14 protein-coding genes are annotated in these 19,939 nt (G+C 48.5%); 4 read left to right on the top strand and 10 right to left on the bottom strand.

Going from position 1 to position 19,939, the window contains the following annotated elements; translation table 11 throughout:
- Positions 1–88 precede the first annotated feature (88 nt).
- The 6 genes from rraB to nudF all read right to left on the bottom strand — a co-directional run bounded on the left by rraB (position 89) and on the right by nudF (position 6,762).
- Positions 89–445: a ribonuclease E inhibitor RraB gene (rraB, locus tag CWE06_RS11120; protein WP_126794187.1), complete on the bottom strand. Its 357-nt coding sequence runs from the start codon at positions 443–445 to the stop codon at positions 89–91.
- Entirely contained in the window at positions 442–1,200 is a 759-nt protein-coding gene (locus tag CWE06_RS11115) for a 1-acylglycerol-3-phosphate O-acyltransferase (protein WP_126794184.1), read from the bottom strand. The genes rraB and CWE06_RS11115 overlap by 4 nt, the downstream gene beginning before the upstream one ends.
- Positions 1,201–1,323: 123 nt before the next feature.
- Positions 1,324–3,606, bottom strand: a complete 2,283-nt coding sequence (parC, locus tag CWE06_RS11110) for a DNA topoisomerase IV subunit A (protein WP_126794182.1) — start codon at positions 3,604–3,606, stop codon at positions 1,324–1,326.
- A gap of 78 nt (positions 3,607–3,684) precedes the next feature.
- Positions 3,685–5,574, bottom strand: a complete 1,890-nt coding sequence (gene parE, locus CWE06_RS11105; RefSeq protein ID WP_126794179.1) for a DNA topoisomerase IV subunit B — start codon at positions 5,572–5,574, stop codon at positions 3,685–3,687.
- Between the two features lie 134 nt (positions 5,575–5,708).
- Positions 5,709–6,146, bottom strand: coding sequence for a DUF1249 domain-containing protein (locus tag CWE06_RS11100; protein ID WP_157981174.1), 438 nt, complete (start codon positions 6,144–6,146; stop codon positions 5,709–5,711).
- Positions 6,139–6,762, bottom strand: a complete 624-nt coding sequence (gene nudF, locus CWE06_RS11095; RefSeq protein ID WP_126794173.1) for an ADP-ribose diphosphatase — start codon at positions 6,760–6,762, stop codon at positions 6,139–6,141. Before nudF ends, CWE06_RS11100 begins: the two co-directional genes overlap by 8 nt.
- A 295-nt stretch (positions 6,763–7,057) precedes the next feature.
- Between nudF and tolC the strand changes: the two genes are divergently transcribed.
- Positions 7,058–8,416, top strand: coding sequence for an outer membrane channel protein TolC (gene tolC / locus CWE06_RS11090; RefSeq protein ID WP_126794170.1), 1,359 nt, complete (start codon positions 7,058–7,060; stop codon positions 8,414–8,416).
- 118 nt (positions 8,417–8,534) lie between these two features.
- Positions 8,535–9,527, top strand: coding sequence for an LpxL/LpxP family Kdo(2)-lipid IV(A) lauroyl/palmitoleoyl acyltransferase (lpxL, locus tag CWE06_RS11085; protein ID WP_126794167.1), 993 nt, complete (start codon positions 8,535–8,537; stop codon positions 9,525–9,527).
- Here the strand turns inward: lpxL and glnE are convergent.
- Positions 9,524–12,397: a bifunctional [glutamate--ammonia ligase]-adenylyl-L-tyrosine phosphorylase/[glutamate--ammonia-ligase] adenylyltransferase gene (glnE, locus tag CWE06_RS11080; protein ID WP_126794165.1), complete on the bottom strand. Its 2,874-nt coding sequence runs from the start codon at positions 12,395–12,397 to the stop codon at positions 9,524–9,526. The genes lpxL and glnE overlap by 4 nt on opposite strands.
- 5 nt (positions 12,398–12,402) lie before the next feature.
- Entirely contained in the window at positions 12,403–13,113 is a 711-nt protein-coding gene (locus CWE06_RS11075; protein WP_126794162.1) for a CYTH domain-containing protein, read from the bottom strand.
- A 233-nt stretch (positions 13,114–13,346) separates the two neighbouring features.
- On the opposite strand from CWE06_RS11075, the gene putA reads away from it, so the two are divergent.
- Positions 13,347–16,511: a bifunctional proline dehydrogenase/L-glutamate gamma-semialdehyde dehydrogenase PutA gene (gene putA, locus CWE06_RS11070; protein ID WP_126794159.1), complete on the top strand. Its 3,165-nt coding sequence runs from the start codon at positions 13,347–13,349 to the stop codon at positions 16,509–16,511.
- Between the two features lie 100 nt (positions 16,512–16,611).
- Here putA and CWE06_RS11065 read toward each other — a convergent pair whose 3' ends face one another.
- Positions 16,612–16,791 carry a PLD nuclease N-terminal domain-containing protein gene (locus CWE06_RS11065; protein WP_126794156.1) on the bottom strand — a complete coding sequence of 60 codons (180 nt, stop codon included), beginning with the start codon at positions 16,789–16,791 and terminating at the stop codon, positions 16,612–16,614.
- A 126-nt stretch (positions 16,792–16,917) separates the two neighbouring features.
- On the opposite strand from CWE06_RS11065, the gene rlmD reads away from it, so the two are divergent.
- Positions 16,918–18,405 carry a 23S rRNA (uracil(1939)-C(5))-methyltransferase RlmD gene (gene rlmD, locus CWE06_RS11060; RefSeq protein ID WP_126794154.1) on the top strand — a complete coding sequence of 496 codons (1,488 nt, stop codon included), beginning with the start codon at positions 16,918–16,920 and terminating at the stop codon, positions 18,403–18,405.
- A gap of 11 nt (positions 18,406–18,416) precedes the next feature.
- Here the strand turns inward: rlmD and CWE06_RS11055 are convergent, their stop codons facing one another.
- Positions 18,417–19,844: a sensor domain-containing diguanylate cyclase gene (locus tag CWE06_RS11055; RefSeq protein ID WP_198679095.1), complete on the bottom strand. Its 1,428-nt coding sequence runs from the start codon at positions 19,842–19,844 to the stop codon at positions 18,417–18,419.
- Between the last annotated feature and the right edge of the window lie 95 nt (positions 19,845–19,939).

Raw genomic sequence — 19,939 nt, 5'->3', positions numbered from 1 at the left:
GATAATACCAAGCGGCTGTTTTTTTATGTCTAATTTGCGCGGCTAACGAGCCATCAAAACACGAAGTATTCTAACTAACTACGCCTTGTTATTCTTCTTCCTCGTCACCGATAAACGTGCCCCAGCCGTCGTATTCGACGCTACAAGCATTCGCTACTTCGGTAATTTCACGAGTCTGCGCAGCTAAAATTGCCTTATCGGCAACACAATAGGTCAATGCCGCGAAGTAATATGCCGGCTGGCCGTCATCCAAATCAAACTCTTCGGCGTCTTCAACGTGGTAGCCAAGTTTCACTAACTCGACTGCTGCTTTTTCCAACTTGCTAAAGTCAGCCGACACCAGATGATGCTCAATCTCAAGCTCTTCATCCGCTTCTAAGCCGGCCTCTATTAAGACGTCTACCGTTTCATCGCTTTGTGCTAACAAGGCTTCTAAATCGTTCACGACGAATGCACTCCTTCACTCGCTTGATTACGAGCGTTTAAAGATTCAATTTCTTGATCAAGGCGATTAATTTTATCGAGCATTTGCTCATAACAGTTCGCTATCAATTCCCGAATGTCTTCACGCGCAATGGTGTCCGTTGCGACCGGCGGTAACATTTCGATAATTACTTTACCATTGTTCCAACGATTGAGTTTAACTTTTTCGTGGGTTGTCGACATACACACGGGTACGACCGGCACTTTCGCTTGAATCGCAGTGTGGAATGCACCGGTTTTAAATGGCAGTAGGCCACGGCCATAGCTACGTGTGCCTTCAGGAAACATCCAGATCGAGAGCTTCTTATCTTGAATAGCCCGCACCGCAGTCCCGATTGTGCCATGTGCACGAGAACTATTTTTGCGGTCAATCAAGATATTCCCAGATAGCCAATACAATTGACCAAAGAACGGAATCCATTTGAGACTCTTCTTACCAATCGTCACTGTTCCCGGCAACAAGCTACGACTCATAGTGAAAATATCATAGCTGTTTTGGTGGTTGGCGATGTAAACAAATGGACCACCATTTTGAACTGACTCGGGAACACGAATCTCTAATTCAATACCGAAAAGTTTGTGCATACGCCCAAAAAGGTGCGCAAACAAAGCGGTGTTATTGCGGTGAAATGGCCGCAACAGGCAAAACAGCGAGCCGAAAACTCCTGCCAGAACAATAAAAACGCCTAAAATCAGCAAACGAATTACAGCTAACATGTGTACTCTCAATCTAAAATTTGGCTCGCAGTATAACCTGAATGAACTTATTTTGACCAATAAAATTAAGGGATTTACTCTTTATGAGTAAACCCCTTTAAGCGTACAGATGTATTTAGTAACTCAAGACTCAGGCTCATTCTCCTGAATTTCTTGCGATTTTTCGGCTGTTTCGAATGCGAGCGCGTCAACTCGTTGTAGACCTCGCGGCAGTTTATTGCCTCGACGACCACGTTCACCGCGATAATGCTCGAGATCCGACGGCTTTAACTGCAGCTTGCGTTTACCTGCAAGCACGACCAAGGTCGCGTCTGCAGGCATGACAGTGACTGCTTGCACATATTCCTCACGCAACTTCGCTCGGCTCGAAGGGATACTAATCATTTTATTGCCCTTACCTTTCGCAAGCTGGGGTAAATCCGCCACTGGGAAGGCAAGTAAACGCCCTTCATTCGACACCGTCACAATCAAGTCAGACTCAACGTTAGTGACCCGCTGCGGCGGCAGAACGCGAGCAGAGCTTGGTAATGACAGCAGTGCTTTACCATTCTTCACGCGACTTTGCATATCGCTAAATTTCGCCACAAAACCGTAGCCGGCATCGGATGCGAGCAACCAAAGTTGCTCGTCCTTACTCATCAATACTTGCGAAATACTCTCGCCCGTTACGAGACTAAAGCGCCCGGTTAGCGGCTCACCTTGTGTCCGTGCCGACGGCAATGAATGAGCTTCACAGCTATAACTGCGACCGGAAGTATCAATAAAGACAACCGGTTGGTTGCTGCGGCCAGACGCTTGCGCTAAGAAACTGTCACCCGCTTTATAACCGAGTGCTGAACCATCAATGTCGTGACCTTTCGCTGCTCGCACCCAGCCTTTTTGTGAGAGCACTACAGTCACCGGCTCTGACGGCGTTAATTCGCGTTCCGACAAGGCTCGGGCTTCTTTGCGCTCAACCAATGGCGAACGACGATCGTCGCCATATTTCTCAGCATCGGCCAATAGCTCTTTCTTGATCAGCGTTTTCAAGCGGCGTTCAGAACCTAACAACGTTTGCAGTGCATCACGCTCTTTCGCGAGCTCATCTTGCTCCGCACGTAGCTTCATTTCTTCCAATTTCGCTAAGTGACGTAATTTTAATTCAAGAATTGCTTCTGCTTGCGTGTCCGACAAACCGAAGCGGCGCGTAAGCTCTGCTTTGGGTTCGTCTTCGTGACGGATAATTTCAATCACTTCATCAATGTTCAAGAAAGCGATTAATAAGCCATCCAGGATATGTAAACGGCGTTCAACTTTGTCGAGACGGAACTGTAAGCGCCGGGTCACCGTATTAAAGCGATATTGTAACCATTCGTTCAGGATGCTCAGTAATGGTTTAACCTGCGGTCGACCGTCAAGTCCGAGCATATTCAAGTTAACGCGGTAGTTTTTCTCGAGATCTGTTGTGGCGAAAAGGTGCGCCATCAGCTGCTCAACATCGACTCGATTCGAACGCGGAACAATCACCAAGCGAGTTGGATTCTCATGGTCTGATTCGTCTCGCAAGTCAGAAACCATGGGTAATTTCTTCGCCTGCATTTGTGCAGCGATCTGCTCTAAAATGCGAGCGCCTGAAGCTTGGTGTGGCAACGCATCAATCACGACTTCGCCATCTTCCATCACATAACGGGCGCGCATCTTAATGCTGCCGCGGCCGGTTTCATAAATCTTCTCGATATCTTCGGCAGGAGTGATAACTTCAGCATCGGTAGGATAATCTGGGCCCCGCACATGCTCCATGATGTCAGCCAACGTCGCCTTCGGTTGCTCTAACAACAAGGCGCAAGCGTTGGCAACTTCGCGCGCATTATGCGGTGGAATATCGGTCGCCATACCAACCGCGATACCAGTTACACCGTTCAATAAAATATGGGGTAAACGCGCTGGTAAGATTTTTGGTTCGTCCATGGTGCCATCGAAGTTCGGCACCCAATCCGAGGTACCCTGTCCCAGTTCAGATAGCAGCACTTCACTAAAGCGCGAGAGGCGCGCTTCGGTATAACGCATGGCCGCAAACGATTTCGGGTCGTCGGCGGAACCCCAGTTGCCCTGACCGTCAACCAATGGATAACGATAGGAAAACGGCTGTGCCATGAGCACCATTGCTTTATAACAGGCTAAGTCGCCATGAGGATGGAACTTACCCAACACGTCACCGACGGTACGCGCAGACTTTTTATATTTCGCGACTGCCGATAATCCGAGCTCGGACATCGCATAAATAATTCGCCGCTGAACCGGCTTTAAACCATCGCCAATGTGTGGCAATGCCCGATCCATAATGACATACATGGAATAATTCAAATATGCCTGTTCGGTAAATGCATGTAGTGGCTGTTGTTCAATATTTTCCAGTGCCGTACTCATAGCCAGTCCTGTTTTACTTATTTTAGTTTTGCTACCCAGCTTGCTCTGCTTGCTGTTCCTGTCACTCGCCTGCTTGTCTTAAGCGAGTTCGACTAGGTTGCCTTTGCTTTCAAGCCAATCACGGCGGTCACTCGAACGTTTCTTCGCGAGCAACATGTCCATCAGTATTTCTGTTTGCTGCGGATCATCAACTGTCAATTGCACCAAACGACGGGTATTCGGGTCCATGGTCGTTTCGCGCAACTGCAGCGGGTTCATTTCGCCAAGGCCTTTAAAGCGCTGAACATTGATTTTGCCGCGCTTTTTCTCAGCTTCAATGCGGTCCAAAATTCCCTGCTTTTCGCTATCGTCGAGGGCATAAAAAACCTCTTTGCCAACGTCGATACGATACAGCGGCGGCATCGCCACATAGACATGACCGGCAGCAACCAGTGGCTGGAAATGCTTCACAAACAGCGCACACAGCAAGGTGGCAATATGTAGTCCGTCGGAGTCAGCATCGGCAAGAATACAAATTTTGCCATAACGGAGATTACTTAAATCTAGAGCCCCAGGGTCAACGCCAAGCGCGACCGATATATCATGAATTTCTTGCGATGCGAGAATCTGATCCGGATCCACTTCCCAAGTATTGAGAATTTTACCGCGTAGTGGCATCACTGCTTGAAATTGACGGTCACGTGCTTGCTTCGCAGAGCCGCCTGCCGAGTCACCCTCGACTAAGAACAACTCACTACGGTCTGGGTCTTGGCTTGCACAGTCTGCTAATTTACCGGGCAACGCAGGTCCTTGTGTGACGCGTTTACGGATCACCTTCTTCGCTGCTCGCATACGCCGCTGCGCACTTGAAATACAAAGCTCAGCAATTTGTTCCGCTAAGTCGGTGTGTTCATTAAGCCACAGACTAAACGCATCTTTCACCACGCCACTGACAAATGCGGCCATCTGCCGAGAACTTAAGCGTTCTTTTGTTTGTCCAGAAAACTGTGGGTCTGACATTTTGACAGACAAAATATAACTACAGCGATCCCAGATATCTTCTGGGGTTAAACGCACACCGCGCGGCAATAAATTACGAAATTCACAGAAGTCTCGCAGCGCTTCGAGCATGCCCTGGCGCAGGCCGTTGACGTGTGTACCGCCTTGCGCAGTAGGAATTAAGTTTACATAGCTTTCGCCCAGTCCATCGCCACCCTCAGGTAACCAGGTAACCGCCCACTCCGCACCTTCTTCGGCAGCATGAAACTGTCCGATAAACGGTTCTTCTGGCAAGCGCGGTAAGTCTTGCAACGCTTCGGTGAGATAATCGCGTAAACCATCTTCATAAAACCAAGTGGTTTCTTCGCTATTGACGTGATCTTTAAAGGTAATCGTTAAACCTGGGCAAAGCACTGCTTTGGCGCGCAACTGATAACGCAAACGACTCACCGAAAATTTCGCTGAATCAAAGTATTTAGGGTCTGGCCAAAAACGGACACGGGTACCGGTATTGCGTTTGCCAACCGTGCCGGTCACCGCTAAGTCCGAAACTTTGTCGCCATGCTCGAATGCCATTTCATAGACTTGGCCGTCACGTCGGACGGTGACGTCTACTCGGGTCGAAAGGGCGTTGACAACACTGATGCCGACACCGTGCAAACCACCTGAAAACTGATAATTCTTGTTAGAAAATTTACCACCGGCATGAAGCTTCGTCATAATCAGCTCGACACCCGGCATTCCTTCTTCCGGATGAATATCGACCGGCATACCACGGCCGTCATCGATCACTTCAAGAGAGTGATCCGCGTGTAAAATAACTGCAATACTGCGCGCGTGGCCGGCTAAAGCTTCGTCCACCGAGTTATCAATCACTTCCTGACCAAGATGATTCGGCCGTGTCGTGTCGGTGTACATACCAGGACGGCGTTTTACCGGCTCTAAACCATTAAGGACTTCAATCGAATCCGCTTTGTAGTCTGTTGTCATAGGTGTGTATAGCTCGACTATGTAATGATGTTTTTGTAATTATATTTTTGTAGCGACGTTGGTGTCGTTGTTTTGACGCTAGCTAACTGCAACTCTATCAGCATTATTAATACAGATACTAGGTGTGGATGTCACTAACCTGCAAATTTAAAATGCGTCGACGTCCGCCCAACTTGGAAGCATAACTTGAGCCAGTCAGCTAAATGCAAGTTTAACTGTAACTTTTCATCGCGCCCTTGGCCCGGACGTTCATGCACTGTTTGTATCGCTGTAAGACCTTCAACCCCTTGGCAGTCAACAATTTCCGCCATGCGGGCGTCATGATATAAACGGACAATAAATGCGGCACGAACAAAAGCATGGCCATGTGGCTCGAGTTGCTCGATAGCAATATCCGTGGTGTAACGCGCTGATGATTTTTCCGAAATTCGGAATCTAAGTTGATCGCCGACGAGTAATTCGCGCTCGAGCTTTTCTGGCTCGCGCCCAAGCAAGCGTTGCAGCGCCGCGTAGTTACGCTCCGCTAAACTATGTAACGCTTGTAAGTCTGGTATATAGCGCCTTTTACTCAATGGTAGAATACCCCCATGCTTGGCGAAAACGGTTCAAATGAATGGCTAACCATTGTAACCCAATGACAGTGGCAGCGTTATCGACTTCACCATTCTCGAGCATTGTCATGACATCGGTACGCGCAAGTGGTGTCACTTTTATGTCTTCATGTTCACTCGCAAGCCCACCAAACTCAGCAGCACTTGTTGCATCAACTTGAGCTAGATAAATATAAATACGTTCGGTCATGCCGCCAGGGCTCGACAGATAACTCAAAGCATAGTGCAGCGACTTCGCCGTCAAACCTGCCTCTTCCTGCAATTCGCGATGAGCAACATCTTCTTTGGTTTCGCCAGGGTCAACCATACCAGCGACAAGTTCACGTAACCAGGGTGTTGGACTACTGGCAATTGCCCCAACTCGGAACTGCTCAAGCATGACAATCTGGTCATGAATCGGGTCATAGGGAATCACAACCACTGCATGGCCGCGATCCATAATCTCGCGACGCATGTATTCACTCCAAGCGCCACTAAAAAGTCGATGTCTCAAGGTTGTTACTTGCACTCGAAAGAAGCCACGATATACTTCTTTTGTTTCAATAATTTCCACGTCATCGCGGCTAAATTGACTCATGCGATACTCCTCTAGAGATGGTCAACGTATTCGTTTGCGCAAGCGCAAGCCTACCGTTAGCTGGGTCGAGCTGCAAGTTATCTCAGCGTGCTAGCGATATGTCGCAGGAATGACCAATATTAGATGCGCCTAATATACATGCTTAAATATTCTGGTACACTAGGCAAAATTTAGAATTCGAGCTGCAAAGTTTGTCACAATGGATGACCTTTGTGGTGATATCAGGCTACACTAACAGCAATTGATGAACGGCACAGATGCGCTGTACCTTTTTTGATAAAGGAATCCACGAACAATGAAAATGAAATGTTTAGCTGTTGCACTTACCATGAGCCTTGGGCTTTCTGTCATTCCCGCTCAAGCAACCGACCTAACCGATATTTATCGTTTAGCCTTAGAGAATGATCCACGACTTCTGCGTGCAGCAGCAGACCGCGACTCAGCGAAAGCCGGTGTCGATGTGTCGCGTGCCGACTGGTGGCCGCAAATTAATCTCGGCGTAAACTACTCAGATAGCAAATCTGACGGTATCAATACGACTGACGATGGTTTTGTAGTCCGTACCACCAATACCACCTCGTTTAGTCAAGAAGTTTCATTGTCGCAAACCGTGTTCAACCTTGGCACTTGGCGTGCTACGGGAATCACGGAAAAACAAGCTTATCAAGCCGAAGTCAATTATTTACTCGCGCGTCAACAACTTATGCTGCGCGTGACCAATGCTTATTTCGCCGTGTTACAAGCGCAAGACAGTCTCGAGTTTGTGCAAGCAGAAAAGCGCGCCATTGAGCGCCAACTTGAGCAGACTAAGCACCGTTTCTCGGTCGGTCTGACAGCAATTACCGACGTCCACGAAGCACAGGCACAGTTCGACAACGCTGTTGCGCAGGAAATTCAAGCGCAAAACCGGGTAGAAATCACGCTCGAAGGTCTGCGTGAAATCACCGGTCGTCAGCATTCTGATATTTTCCGTTTAAATACCGAACGGTTTGAGCCAGTTCGTCCCGACCCACAAGGTGTTGAGCGCTGGATTCAGCTTGCCCACGATCGTAACTTGCAATTATTGATTAGCCGCAGCGGGTTAGAAATTGCCGAGCAACGCATTGAGCTAGCGCGCGCAGGTCACTACCCACGGGTGAGCTTGAATGCGAGCTATTCAAATCGCGACCAAGACACGAGCAGCGCTGCCGGCAGCCGCAATGTCAGTGGCTTAAATTCGCGCAACATCGGTCTGCAACTTACTTTGCCACTGTATTCTGGTGGACGTACAGTTGCTAGCACCGAGCAAGCGCGTGCCGACTATGTATCGGTTAGCCAAACTTTAGAAGAGAATCGCCGTTTAGTTGAGCGCGAAGTGCGTAGTGCATACTTTGATGTGGTTGCGAGCATTTCCAGTATTCGTGCATTTGAACAAGCTGTGATTTCAGCAGAAAGCGCTCTTAACGCCACACAAGTCGGCCTTGAAGTTGGTACTCGTACCATAGTTGACGTGTTACAAAGCACGCGTAACCTGTTTAACGCCCGCCGCAATTTGTCAGAAGCTCGCTACACTTACGTCAATCGTATTTTGGCCTTGTACCAAGCCGCTGGCATTATCTCTGAAAGCGATTTGTTGACGATTAACGACGGCTTAGTTGCACCGCAATCGCAATAAACTCGTTTGGCGTGACTAGCCAATGAATAGTCACCATCAGAAAAAAGCCGGCCTCTGGTCGGCTTTGCTTTTTCTCTCGTCTGTCCGTTAGAATCAAGAAAAACATCAAGGATCATGCGTGGCTGAGCAAAATAACCAACATTCCGTCGAACTTCCGCGTTTTCGCGCCTACTTTTTGCATCCTAAGTTCTGGCCAACCTGGCTTGGCATCGGTTTTATGTATCTACTTTCGTGGCTGCCTTTTCGCGTTCAGTTAGCCCTTGGTCGACTAATTGGCCGCGTGTTCTATCGCGCATTCCCGAAACGGGTAAAAGTAGCTCGACGCAATCTTGAATTGTGCTTTCCAGACATGGCCAGCGCAGAACGCGAAGCATTAATTAAACGCAATTTTCAGAATACCGGCATTGCCCTCTTAGAAACTGGCATGGCTTGGTGGTGGCCAGACTGGCGGATGCGTCGAATCTTGAAAGTTGAAGGTTGGGAGCACGTCGAACAAGCTGAGCGTGACGGTAAAGGTGTCTTTCTCTTGTTGTTTCACTTCTTATGTTTGGAAGTTCATGCGCGCGTCTTTGGTTTAAAGAAGCCGTCCGTTGGTTTGTATCGCCCGCACAATAACCCTGTAATGGAGTATCTCCAAACGCGAGGCCGTAGCCGCAGTAACAAATACATGATTCGCAAAAAGGATGTGCGTGGCATGATCGCAGCACTCGACAGCGGCGAAGTCTGTGGCTACTTGCCCGATCAAGATTATGGTCGCAAGCGTGCTGTTTATGTCCCCTTGTTTGCGGTGCCAGACGCAGCAACAACGACAGGGACTAGCCTGTTTGCTAATAGCGCGGACTGCGTCACCTTGATTTCTACTTGTGAGCGTTTGCCAAACGCCGAAGGCTATTTGTTGCGCGTTTTACCTGCGCTTGAAGCTATCCCCAGTGGTAGCGACGAAGAAGACGCACGGCGAGTCAATCGTGAGGTTGAACGAGCCGTCAAGAGCATGCCAGATATGTATATGTGGATGCATCGAAGGTTCAAAACGCGCCCGCATGACGACTTACCAAGTTACTACGCTCATGCAACTAGCACCCAAGCAAATACCACCGCCAATGGTGATTAAGAGTCTGTAGACAAAGCAAACACGCGCTGCCAAATACCTCGCACCGTGTTTGCTTGCTCAGAAAAGTCACGTTCACTTAAGCGCCCTTGTTCCGCTAATGCGAGCCGGTGAAGTTCAATCCGGTAGACTTGGTACGCTTCAATTAATTGAATGGCCTCGCCCTCACTCAATAGCTTCGCTGCCGCTGCAATTTCGAGAATGCGAATATTGTCAGTCCAAATAGCTAAGTCTGGAACCTGCTGGCTATTCGCCAACACTAAATACTGCGTAATAAATTCAATATCGGCGACACCGCCTGGCATTTGTTTCACATCGACCTGTCGTTCACGCTGCTGCCAAAGATGATTACGCATTTTGTCGCGCATAGCGAGGACGTCACTACGTAAACTATCAAGGTCGCGTGCACGGCAGAGGGTATTCTTGCGAATTGCCGAGAACTGTTCATACAAAGAAGCATGACCATAAACCATTCGTGCGCGAACCAGAGCTTGCAGCTCCCAAGTCCAAGCATCGTTAACCAGATACTCGCGCAACGTACTCGCCCGCACGACTAACAAACCAGCCTGACCGGAAGGCCGCAATCGCATATCGACGTCATACAACACACCGGTCATGGTCCGGGTGGTAAACAAATGCAGAACACGCTGTGCCAAGCGCAAATAAAACTGCTGCACGTCAAGCGGCTTAGCACCATCGGTTTCACCTTGATTATCGTCGGCACTAATAAACACTAAGTCGAGGTCAGAACCATACCCGAGTTCGTAGCCACCAAGCTTGCCATAGGCAATGACCGCAAAACCGGTGTCACTCTCGTCGCGCCCAGGCGGACAACCATGTGTCGCTGTCAGTTGACGCCACGCGAGCAATACCACTTGTTCAATAATAGCTTCGGCAAGAAAAGTTAAATGATCGCTAACGCGCATTAAGTGCACGCCTTCATTAAGGTCAGCTGCCGCAACTTTTAATTGAAAAATTTGTTTTACCTGTCGTAGCGCATCCATTTGTGCTTCGGCATCATCAACTGGCAATCTTAATAAGTACTCACTAACACGATGCCGATATGATTCAACTGCAGGCAACTGATAGAGCTGGACTGGATCAATTAATTCGTCGAGCAGTAAGGGAAACTTCGCCAGCAAATGCGCAATCCATGGGCTTGCTTGGCAGAGAAAAGTCAACTGCCGACGGGCGTCACGGTTTTCTGCAAGCAGTTCCAAATAAGTAGTCCGCGAGACAATTTGCCCTAGTACTTCAAACACTCGCGGCAATACTTGCTCTGCATGTGGATATTTCAGTGCCCCTTCGATTAAAGCTGGCACTAAGTTGGCTTGGAGCTCACGACCTCGCGGTCCCGAAGGTCGTTTACGCAGCAATGTTCGAAACTCACTAATCGCCTGCCAACAAGCTTGCGGATCACGAGCACCTGCTTCAGTTAGCACTTCAATCGCAGTTTCATCTGCGAGTAAATCTTGCCACAGAATCGCAAATTCACTTTCATCCATGGCTTGCAGGTCTTCTTCGCCGCCGATGGCGTCAATAAAATGACGATGAATTGCAGCCATGTGCTCTTGCGCTTCGGTTAATAATGCTTGCCAGCCCTCTTCGCTTTGAGCATATCCACAAGCTGCTAGTACGCGCCAGCGTGTTAACCAATCCTTTGGCAGAGTTTGGGTTTGTTCGTCATTAATCTGCTGCAGGACATGCTCAAGTTTGCGCAACCACGAATAGCCTTGCAGTAAGTCAGCAATAGCGCCAGCTTCGAGATGTTGCAGATCCTCACACGCGGATAGTGCTGCCAATAATGACCGTGTCTGCAGCTGATTCTCTCGCCCTCCACGAATTAACTGAAACACTTGGGTGACAAACTCGACTTCACGAATACCGCCCGGACCGAGCTTGATATTATCGGCAACGCCTTTGCGACGTGCTTCTTGATTGATCAAGAGCTTCATCTTACGCAGCGCATCAATGGCGCTATAGTCAAGGTAACGCCGATAAATAAACGGCCGTAACATAACGCGAACTTGCTCAGCCAAATCCGCCGAAGTATTGAGAACCCGCGCTTTGATCATCGCATAGCGTTCCCACATGCGGCCTTGTTCATGGTAGTAGTCTTCAAGCGCACTCAGGCTTGCGACCAACGGGCCTGATTGGCCAAAAGGACGCAGGCGCATATCGATACGAAACGGTTGACCGTCGGCAGTTGGCTGCCCTAACAGCTTTAGCAGTTGTTGCGCCACCTTCTGGTAATACACATCGAATGCAACCGCTTGGCGTCCGCCGCGGGTTTCGCCTGCGTTAGGAAAGGAAAAAATCAAGTCGATATCCGAAGAGAAGTTCAACTCTTCACCACCGAGCTTGCCCATGGCTAAAACGATTAAGGGCAATTCCTCGTCGTTATCATCAAGTGCACGACCATAGCGAGCTGCCAATGAATCGGTAATCGCCGCAAGTGTTTCCTCAATTAACATATCGGCTAATGCCGATGTCTCCGCTAACATCCGTCCGAGCGGCATCCGCCCAAGCAAATCTAGCGCCGCAATACGCGCCATCTCGATATGGCGAAAGCAGCGCAGAAAGCGCATCAGGTTCACTTCATTATCGCCCTGCTCGGCAATTCCTTGGCGCAATATCTCTCGATCCGCTGCGGCGGGAGCCAGCAGGCGAGTATTTGCCGCTTCCCCATAGCGTTGCAAGACACGGGCGATAAATGGACTTACCTGCACTAACCAAGTCACCGCTTCCGGCGCCTCTGATTGTGCAAACAAATTCTGTAAACGCTCACAATCACGTGCGCTATCGGCTTGGATATCAGGATGTAAACTCAGCTTTTCGGCAGGCTTGAGTGCCACTGGAGGAATCAATAGCATAAAACTCAGCTCGACTGGTGATTATGTGGCATGTCAGCGTCTAACGACTGCATGTTAGCGTCTAACGACTGCATGCTAGCGTCTAACGACTTTGTCCCCTGCAAAGCTCTTTCTAACAGCAAATAACCACGCTGTGCCTTACTTTGCGTCCCAGGGGCGAGTGGAACATGCTGACGAACATCGGCAACAAAGTTTGCTAAGGCTTGGAAGTCGCCCGCAAGTAGTTCAAACTCGACTTCGCAAATCGGTTCAACTAAGCCTCCGGCCTTTACAGTCCCTTGATCAAGTGCCACCTCTACATGCAGATTATCCGCTTGGAATAGCCAGCGCTGTCTTTGAAAGTCGGTGCGGAATTGCTCCTGCAGATTTGCATTGATGGCTTTTACAGCAAAACCGGTTGGCCAAATATCAGCAGGAAATAGCGTTAAATCAGGTAATTCTTGCTTGCACGGTGTGGTATATTCGGGTCGTTCACTCACCTCGCCGGATACTTTTCCAGCCATTTTAATGGTTTGTTCACACTGGTCATTCCAGCGTCGGATCCGCAAACCCATACGATTCTTATGGCATACTCCGTCTGGTGTATCGAAGTAAATATTGGCCAGCTGGAGTGTTTCACTCGGTTCACAAATAGTACTTAAGTAGCCTTGCAAGGCTGCAATAGAGTCCTTACTAATCAAGAACTTAAGTTCTACTTCCAAACTGGAACCGGTCATACAAAATACTCCTGTAATGGCGCCGCAATGCACTCGCCTGTCGACTTCGAAGAAAACACTAGTGGGTAAGATTATGCCATTGAATCAACCATTCACAGCATAGTCTATACAGAAAGTCGAAAAATCGTTCGACTAAGGGTTTACGCGGCGCAAAATAATCATACAATGGCGGCCATGTCCCGTTGGGATTCGCTGTACCGGTTACGGCCGGGTTTATGGTTACAGGAGAGGCAATGTTTAAAGCCAGTCAAGTGTTGTCAACACACTATCAGGCGAGCCAGTTAGCTGAGCTGCGCAAAGCGATCACTGAGAATTACTCAGTTGACGAAAATGCCTATTTGGAAGAATTGATTAAGCTGGTTCCTGAAGATCAGGAAACCATTCAAGCTTTAACCGATTCAGCCCACGACTTGGTTCATCGCGTGCGCGAAAAGACCCAAGGCGGTGACGGCGTCGATGCATTTTTACAGCAGTACAGTTTAGACACTGAAGAAGGCATTATTTTAATGTGTCTTGCTGAAGCGCTCTTGCGGATTCCTGACAGTTTTACAGCCGATGCACTCATTCAAGACAAACTTGGCAAAGGTGCTTGGGCTGACTATCAAAAGAAGAGCGAGTCGATTCTCGTCAATACCGGTACCTGGGGTCTAAACCTTGCGAATAAGGTGATTAACCCGCATGGCCGCCAACGCGACACTGCCGTTTCACGTTTCCGCCGTTTAGTTAAACGACTGGGTGAGCCAATGGTTCGCAAAGCTACCTATCAAGCGATGAAGCTGATGGGTAAGCAATTTGTACTCGGCCGTACTATCGATGAAGCATTAAAAAACAGTCGTAAAAATCGTGATGACGGTTACACCCACTCCTACGACATGCTAGGTGAAGCAGCGTTAACGAGTAAAGACGCTGAGCGCTACAAACAGGCATACGTGAATTCCATTCAGCGCGTGGGTCGGGAATCTTTTAATAACCCGAATGTTCCGCGGCCGACTATTTCAATTAAATTATCGGCGCTGCATCCACGTTACGAAGTCGCCAATCGCGAACGAGTTCTCAGTGAGTTAGCTGCCACTCTAACCGACCTCATTACACTTGCTAAGCAAGCGAATGTCGGCGTCAGCATTGACGCTGAAGAAATGGATCGCCTAGAGCTATCACTCGAACTGTTCGAAAAAGTTTATCGCAGTGGCGTCTGCAAAGACTGGCCGTATTTCGGTTTAGTCGTACAAGCCTACTCCAAACGTGCGCTGCCCGTCTTGTGCTGGATTAACGCATTGGCGAAGGACGGCGGTGATGAAATTCCTGTGCGTCTGGTTAAAGGTGCATATTGGGATACCGAAATTAAACATTGTCAGCAAATGGGTTTACCTGGATACCCTGTCTTTACCCGTAAAGCTAGTACTGACGTATCTTACATGGCCTGCGCTCGATACTTGTTGAGCGACGATACCAACGGCAATATCTACCCGCAGTTTGCCACTCACAACGCGCAAACTATTGTCAGCATTCAACATCTTGCTGCTGATCGCCGTTATGAATTCCAGCGCCTGCATGGCATGGGTAAAGACCTTTACGACGAGTTTTTGACCAAGAACCCAGGTAAAACAGTTCGCATTTACGCACCCGTGGGTGCTCACAAAGAGCTACTGCCATACCTTGTTCGACGCTTACTTGAAAACGGTGCCAATAGTTCGTTTGTCCACAAACTATTGGACCCTTCAGTACCAATCGAAAACTTAGTCGAATATCCGCTTCTAAACTTGCGTAAAAAGCCAAGTTTAGCGAATGACAAAATTCCTTTGCCGAACGAAATTTTCGGTCAACGCAAGAATTCTTTGGGGTTAAACATGAATATCGAGTCTCAGGGCGCAGAATTTTTTGCCAAAGTTCGCAGCTTCCAAAACAATCAGTGGCAAGGCGGCCCTATCGTCAACGGTAAACTCGTTGAAACGATTCAGCGTGTCGGCGTGACATCGCCACAACAAAGTACGCACCAAATCGGAACGATCGGTTGGGCAGACGCTGAACTTGCGGCTGAAGCCTTAGCAATTGCCAACGCAGCTTATCCGCGCTGGACGAACACTGATGTTAACGTACGCGCAGAAGCTCTTGAGAAGCTTGCTGACTTGCTCGAAGAAAACCTCCACGAGCTGATCGCTTTATGTACCCTTGAAGCGGGTAAGACCTTACAAGATGGTATTGACGAAGTACGTGAAGCTGTTGATTTCTGTCGTTATTACGCCATTCAAGCACGTAAACTCATGGGTGCTGGTGAAAAGCTGCCGGGACCAACTGGTGAAAGCAATGAACTGTTTGTGCAAGGTCGCGGAACATTTATCTGTATTAGCCCGTGGAACTTCCCACTGGCGATTTTCTTAGGGCAAGTGACTGCAGCTTTAGCAACAGGTAACTGCGTCATAGCCAAACCTGCTGAACAAACGGGTCTCGTTGCTTACCGTGCCGTACAATTCGCTCTCGAAGCGGGTATCCCAGGTGACGTGTTACAATTCTTACCTGGCAAAGGTGCCGAAGTTGGCTCTTATCTAGTCAGCCAAGAAGCCATTGCTGGCGTTTGCTTCACAGGGTCAACCAATACGGCTCAAGCCATAAACCGCGCGCTCGCAGCTCGGACTGGCGCTTTAGTCCCATTGATCGCGGAAACCGGCGGCCAGAATGCCATGTTAGTCGACTCCACCGCGTTACCAGAACAGGCGGTTACGGATATCGTTGCCAGTGCGTTTAAGAGTGCCGGACAGCGCTGTTCAGCATTACGTGTCTTGTACATTCAAGATGACGTCGCTGACCGCGTGCTCGATTTGCTGAAAGGCGCGATGCAAGAGCTGTTAGTGGGCGATCCTATTGATCACAAAACCGACGTTGGTCCGGTTATCGACGGCGTTGCGAAAACAAACCTCGAACAGCACATTATTGACATTCAACATGTCGGTAAATTGCTCGCCGAATCGCCAATGCCAGAATATACTCGGGGCGGCACATTTGTGACCCCAACCGCCATCGAAATCGAGTCAATTAATCAATTGCACCGCGAAAACTTTGGTCCAATTTTACACGTGATTCGTTTCAATCGTGACAATCTCGACCAAGTGATCGATGACATCAATAATACTGGTTTCGGATTAACGTTTGGTATTCATAGCCGTAACGAAACGTTTGCCTACGATGTAGCAAAACGCATTCAAGTCGGTAACGTGTATATTAACCGGAACCAAGTTGGTGCTGTTGTTGGTGTGCAACCATTTGGTGGTCGTGGCTTGTCGGGGACTGGCCCGAAAGCGGGTGGCCCACACTACCTCTATGCTTTCATGACCGAGAAGACCTTTAGTGACAACATCACTGCTGTTGGTGGTAACGCCACACTATTGTCTTTGGGTGATTAAGCCCAACGTTTGATTAAATAGAGCGCAAAAAAGCCGCTTCATTCATTGAAGCGGCTTTTTAATTGATGTTTTTACTTCATGTTTTTCAATGAAAGAAAAGTCAACCTTTTGGCCCAAGTAAGAACCACAGTATGAAACCAATAACCGGCAAAAGAATGATTAAAACAATCCACAATACCTTTGAGCCAGTTCCTGCGGCACTTTGAACTGTTTTGACAATTGCATAGATATTTAGAATTAAAACGATAAGACCTAATAGTCCACTCACTTCGACCCCCATGTCATGCTCCTTGTTAACTAAAGTCGCCCATACTTCGCAAGTTCATAATTAAGCCTAGCACAGGATTTTCAAACCGAAAGGTTAATTAATGGTAAACTAGCGATAATTGAACATAGGACTGACTGTATGCCCTCTTTATTTGACCGTCACTTGAAAGAAAAACGCTTGCAAGCCAAGGCTAAAAAGCGTCCAGCCAAAAGCCAACCAACTGCTATCGTTCAGGCTACTAAAAATGCCTCGGAAAAAAGCGGAAACTATCTGCAGGTTGAACGTTTAAGCCATGACGGACGAGGGGTAGCTCGTGACGCCCAAGGTAAAATCGTATTTATCAGCGGCGTTCTGCCGCACGAAGAAGTTACAGTCCAAATAAGCGCCAGCCATAGTCGTTTCAATGAAGGCGTGGCTCGTAGTATTAAACAGCCCTCAGCACAGCGTATTAGTCCAACTTGTCAGCACTTTGGTGAATGCGGCGGCTGCTCATTGCAACATGCGTCGTTGGCAGCGCAAGTTGAATTCAAACAAGCGTCTACCTCAGAGCTGCTCGCCCATCAAATCAACAGCGAGCACGACCTGCAAGTATTGCCAGAGCCCTCGCCGACGATTGAAAGTAAGCCTTACGGCTATCGTCGCAAAGCTCGCTTTGCGGTCACGGAAACTAAAAACCAACCGTTTATCTGTGGTTTTCGTGCCCGTGACTCAAAACAAATTATCGCCATTCACGAATGTCCGGTACTCGAACCGGATTTACAAAGTCTTGTGCCGCAACTACAAGCATTTCTTCCAAGCCTGCAAGGGCGCGCGAATATCGGCCACGTTGAGATGATCGCTGCTGAGCCTCGACCACGATTACTTGTGCGACAATTAAAGCCCTTACCTTCGCGCGACAAGTTGGCTTGGGAGCAATTTGCACAACAAGCAAACGTAACCGTCGTGTTTGCTATGAATGCTGCTGGTAAAGACAGTAAACAACTGACCTATCAGCAGTTAGGCCACGCAGAAGTCGAGCCGATGTATTATTCCTTCCAGGATTCAAGTGGCAGCGGTGGGGATTTCGAGCCAATACGACTCTCATTTCAGGCGCACGATTTTCTACAAGTTAATGCCGATGTAAACACTGCGATGATCCAACAAGCTATCGCTTGGATTCAGCCGCAGTCGCAGGAAATTGGTCTCGACTTGTTCTCCGGGTTTGGCAACTTTACCCTACCCTTAAGTCGACAATGTCGTAAGATTGTTGGCGTCGAGGGCGTTAGTGAGCAAGTCCGTCGAGCAGAGCAGAATGCCAAGGAAAACCGTTGCCTGAATGCTAGCTTTGCGGTGGCGAATTTGGACCAACCGTTACAACAGCAAAGTTGGGCAAAGCAACAATACGACTTTATTATGCTTGACCCACCGCGCTCTGGAGCATTTGAGATTTGTCAGCAAATCATTCATTTTGGTGCCACACGCATTCTCTATGTATCGTGTAACCCAACAACCTTAGCCCGCGACGCTGCAATACTGATCGCTGCGGGCTATCGTATTGCACGCTATAGTGTTATTGACATGTTCCCGCAAACCGCACATAGCGAGACCATGGTTCTATTCGAGCGCAATGAAGTCGAGCGCAATTAAGTCGAGCGCGATTAAGAAGATACGACATCGAGACTTTGACTAACACGGTCGAGCGCCTGCTCGATCGTTTCATCTTTCGCAACTTGAACGGTTGCCGATTTAATCTCCAATGGCAAGGTCAATTGTGGAAGGCTCATATAATGTAGGCTTGCGCTCATTTGTTGCACGCCACTCGCCGCCTGTCCTGCATCGGTTTCCGGCATTAAGACCAAAAACGAAGCGCCGCGTCCGCGAGCCAATACATCGGTATGCCGCAGATGCCCTTGCAAGCATTCAGCAACTTTCTTCAACACCGCATCAGCAGCAGCGTGACCGAACGTATGGTTGATCATCCGGAAATTACTGATTTCAAAAATTGCGACCGTAATCGGATACTGGTGATATTCAGCACGTTCGATTTCATCGCGGCCGACTTCAAGAAAATAAGAGCGACTTGCTGCCTTGGTTAAGTGATCAACATGACTTTGATATTGCAGGCGCTCCTGCTCGGCTAACATTGCCGGGACAGAAATGCTGAAATAGACGGTTGATGCGATAACCGCGAGGGCAAATTGTGCAATTAAAGCGGTTTCTGATAAACCAAATAATGCAATGCCAATTGCCATACTCAAACTTAAGATGGCTAAACTGACAGCCGTTCGCACAGCCGTTTCGGTGTAGGCGATCCACATTTGCGGAATGGTCAGAAAGAAGAACAGAAAGGCAATTTCTGAACGCTCGAACCACCATGCCGAGATAATTAGAGCAAAAACGATGGCGACACTATGACCAAGTTTGAATGCAAATTGATACCAGTCAGTATCCTTACTTGTCACTCGTAATCGGCGCTGCCACACTGAAAAAAATGCCGAACGCCAAAGCATAACCGCGACAAATAACGGGGTCAGAACAAGCACACCAACGAGGTCACCAATCCACCATGGCAGCCAGACGTCATACAAATCAAAAACCGTAATTAACCCTGTGGTTAGCAAAACCTGACTGCCAAAAAATGAGCCAAGTAACGCGGTAATGCTGCCCATAGCCAAGAATGCCATGACAAACCCGGGCAAAGATTGCACCACTTGCATGCGAATGAACTGGCGCAAAAACAACGCCCCAACACTATATGCAAGTGTATGCGCAAGGCCGAAAAGTAGACTATGGTAAAACAATTCTTCTGCTGGCGGTGTCAGCCCGTACATAGCTGTCAGCCAATAATTCAGTACAAACGATGTAGCAAAAATCGGCAAAATAGCTCGCCAACCATAAACCAGAAGGGCAGCAAAAGAGAGGCCTGCAGGGGGATACCAAATGCTTGCGTAAGGTGCATACTCGAGGATAGCCGAAAAACGCCAGAGCAAAACCCAAGCAGTGAGCAAGATTAACGCTTTCGAAAAGGTTAGGCGAAATGCATCGTTGTTAGGATCGTGATTTGTTTTTGTTGTTATGCGTTCCATAGCAATCACTTGACGACTGACTGTTTTCCTAACATACGTCATGAACGCCCAAGAGACAACAAAAAACCCCAATCAAACTGCCTGTCGATTGGGGT

The organism is Aliidiomarina haloalkalitolerans, assembly GCF_003987315.1.
Classification (GTDB): Bacteria; Pseudomonadota; Gammaproteobacteria; order Enterobacterales; family Alteromonadaceae; genus Aliidiomarina; species Aliidiomarina haloalkalitolerans.
Note: the sequence above shows the minus strand (reverse complement) of the source record. Positions and strands in the feature narration are given on the sequence as shown.